This is a genomic window from Marinobacter sp. B-21, from assembly GCF_056857895.1.
The window spans coordinates 1-3,066 of sequence record NZ_JBSXNZ010000035.1 but is presented as its reverse complement, the minus strand read 5'-3'; the positions used below and the strand labels follow the sequence as shown (position 1 = coordinate 3,066).

Annotated in this window: 3 protein-coding genes and 1 pseudogene; 2 read left to right on the top strand and 2 right to left on the bottom strand. The window is 58.6% G+C overall.

Features of this window, described 5'->3' with window-relative positions; all coding sequences use genetic code 11:
- Positions 1 to 514 (top strand): class I SAM-dependent methyltransferase (locus tag AC13C0_RS01460; RefSeq protein WP_482953825.1); only part of this gene is annotated, 514 nt, incomplete at its 5' end.
- Between the two features lie 224 nt (positions 515 to 738).
- Positions 739 to 1,524 carry a polyphosphate kinase 2 gene (gene ppk2 / locus AC13C0_RS01455; RefSeq protein ID WP_341582624.1) on the top strand — a complete coding sequence of 262 codons (786 nt, stop codon included), beginning with the start codon at positions 739 to 741 and terminating at the stop codon, positions 1,522 to 1,524.
- Between the two features lie 55 nt (positions 1,525 to 1,579).
- On the opposite strand, the gene AC13C0_RS01450 is transcribed toward ppk2, so the two are convergent.
- The gene (locus AC13C0_RS01450) at positions 1,580 to 2,185 is read right to left on the bottom strand and encodes an RNA polymerase sigma factor (RefSeq protein ID WP_341582625.1); all 606 of its coding nucleotides are present in this window, start codon (positions 2,183 to 2,185) and stop codon (positions 1,580 to 1,582) included.
- 97 nt (positions 2,186 to 2,282) lie between these two features.
- Positions 2,283 to 3,066, bottom strand: a pseudogene (locus AC13C0_RS01445) (hypothetical protein); the annotation flags it as partial.

The window sequence follows — 3,066 nt, the reverse complement described above, 5'->3', positions numbered from 1 at the left end:
CGGAGTGCCACACTACAAGGAGTTCTTCGCCACCCTGCGAGACCGGCTCAAAGACGATGGTGTGGCACTGCTGCACACAATTGGCCGGGCCGACGGACCGGGATCAACCAACCCCTGGATCACCAAATACATATTTCCCGGTGGCTACAGCCCGGCCCTGTCGGAAATCCTTGCCGTCGTCGAGCAATCCGGTCTCTATGTCACCGATGTCGAGGTGTGGCGGCTTCATTACGCCGAGACTCTGAAGGAATGGCGCAATCGGTTCGAGGCCAGCCTGGACCGGGTACGGTCGATCTATGACGAGCGGTTCTGCCGCATGTGGCGGTTCTACCTGGTTGCCAGCGAAGTGGCATTCCGGCACGACGGTCTTGTCGTCTTTCAGATCCAGCTTGCCAAAAAACAGGACGCGGTACCGCTCACGCGGGATTACCTGGCCAGCCGGGACAGACTGGGCGAACCGGCCACCAGGGACGGAGAGAAGATCACTGATCACCCGGCATGGAACGCCAACTGATGGTTTTCATGTTGCCGGAGGGGGCCACGGCATGCCCGAAGAACATACTGAACGAAAACAGGGTCGCATGATCACAATGTACATACCGATATTCAAGGAGAAGCTCGCAAAGCTCGAGAACCGCGGGCGTGGGCACTGTGAAGAGGCACAAAAACTACGACATATGATAGCCACCGTCCTGGCACCGCCAGGCTGCGACAACCAAGCATTCAGGGAATCTGAAAATGAGCCAGAAAACAAAGAATAAACCTTCCGGGACCAAGGGTTACAAGAAGAACCTTCGGACGCTTCAAATCGAACTGGTCAAATTGCAGAGGCACCTGATCAAGAACAACCTGCAGATTCTCATCCTGTTCGAAGGCCGCGATGCCGCCGGCAAGGACGGCGTCATCAAGCGGATCACGGAGCACCTGAGCCCGCGGGAAACGCGAGTCGTGGCGCTGGGCAAGCCGTCTGACCGGGACCGTCGTTCCTGGTATTTCCAGCGTTACATCCCACACTTGCCCCCGACCGAGGAAATGGTCCTGATGAACCGGAGCTGGTACAACCGCGCCGGGGTCGAGCGCGTCATGGGCTATTGTACAGACACGGAATATGAGGAATTTATGCGCTCGGTACTGCCATTCGAGCACATGCTCGTGGATTCGGGGATTCAGCTGTTCAAATATTATCTGGATATTTCAAAGGAGGAGCAGAAACGCCGGCTGAAGGATCGTCGCGTTGATCCTCTCAAACAGTGGAAAATCAGCCCTGTCGACAAGGTCGCGATCAAACACTGGAACGACTACAGCGCGGCGCGCAACCAGATGTTCGCGCGCACGCACAACCAGATCACGCCGTGGTATGTCGTCAGGGCCGACAATAAAAAACAGGCCCGGCTCAATGTTATTCGTCATTTGATGTCACTGGTGGACTGCCCGGAAAAAGACGAACACGCCGCCACCCCGGATCCCGACATCGTCTTTACCTTTAACCCGAAGCATCTCGACAACGGCCGGATCGCACCGTAACCGCCATCATCAGCTGTGACAGCCACTGAGGAACTGGCCCCATCCCCGCACGAGCTCAGCCAGCAGCACCACCGTAACTGGACTGAGCAGCGCCGGAATCGCAGCCACAATCCAGATAGCCATGGATGGGGCAACTCCCGCATGTCTCTTCCAGCCGCTTTCGCAGAGCCTCCCGTGCCCGATGCAAACGCACCCTCAAATTGCTCGCCGAAATATTGAGCACCGCTGCGATGGTTTCACGGGATTCGCCGATCAGCTCCGCGTGCCACAGAATTTCAGCGTATTCTGGCTTCAGGGTCGGCAGGAGTTTGTAAAGGCACGTGCAGACAATAAAATCCAGTTCGTTTTTAAAGTCGTCATCGAGCAGCGCTGCTTCGAGATCGTGGTACGCCTGCTCAGACTGGCGTTTTTTGCTCTGCGCCCGGTAATAATCAATCAGGCTGGTCTCAAGAACCCGGCGCATCCAGGCACGAAGCTTTTCAGTCTCGCGCACGTCACCAATGCGTGTGAGCACCTTGACGTAGAAATCGTGCAGGACGTCGGCGGCCTCGTCCTCATCCCCCAGCCGGCGAGTCAGGAAATGCAGAAAATCCCGGTGGATTTCCTCCATGACGGCATGCACGGCATTGCCCGGCACTTCCCTGTCGTTATCGTTTTTCATACCAACTCCCGCTATCGGTCTGCCTCAAAGTTCTCAAACGGGCGTCAGAATAGCAAGAAAAACAACCGGAACCTCGGGCCATCAACACCTAACCTTTTCAGAACCCATAGCGCACCCCCAGATACAGGTTATTGTTGTCCTGAAACTGACCGAAGAAGGTTTCCTCCCGGGCGCCGAAAAACAGGTTCCCGCCGGCTTCAACAGAGAGATGATCATCAACCTGATAGCCCACCCGGGGGCGCAGGTACGCGTCCCGGTCCGAGGGCGAGTAGAACAGGAACAACGACCACGCCAGATTCTGGCTGTGTGTCAGCCAGGTAAGCCGCTGGGTGAGGACGTGGCGATTCTCGTCCCGCACCGGGGCACCAGGGGGCAAGGCCCGCCGGTAGGCCTCAAACTCGCCCATGCGCTCAAGGTAGTATTGCAGGCCCAGGGTCAGGTTACGGGCAATTTCCTGCTCATAGCCGAGCAGCAGGCGCAGCTCGCTGTTGCGCACCGTGGGATCGTCGCCATCGCGGTCGGCGCGGGAATCGTAATAGCCCAGCTCGACGTTGCCGATGCCGGGCCCCACCGGCCCGCGCAGGCTGGCGCCGAGCACCGACAGCGGAGGAAACCTGGCCCGACCGCTGGCCGGATCAGCCCCGGCCGGGCTCTTCCAGAAGCCGTCGTAGCCGTAGAGCGCGACCTCGTAGGCGCCAAGGTTACGGTACAGCCGGGCGGCCCACTCGTCGTCTTCGAACGCGTCCGCCGGGCGGTCCGCCAGTACAACCGCATTGCGCCCGGTCAGCCGCCCTTGCCCTGTGTTGAAGAAAGAGAGACGGCGGCCGTCGATGAAGCGATCAGCGTCAAACCGGGGGGTGTAGACAAGGTCAAGATTGGCC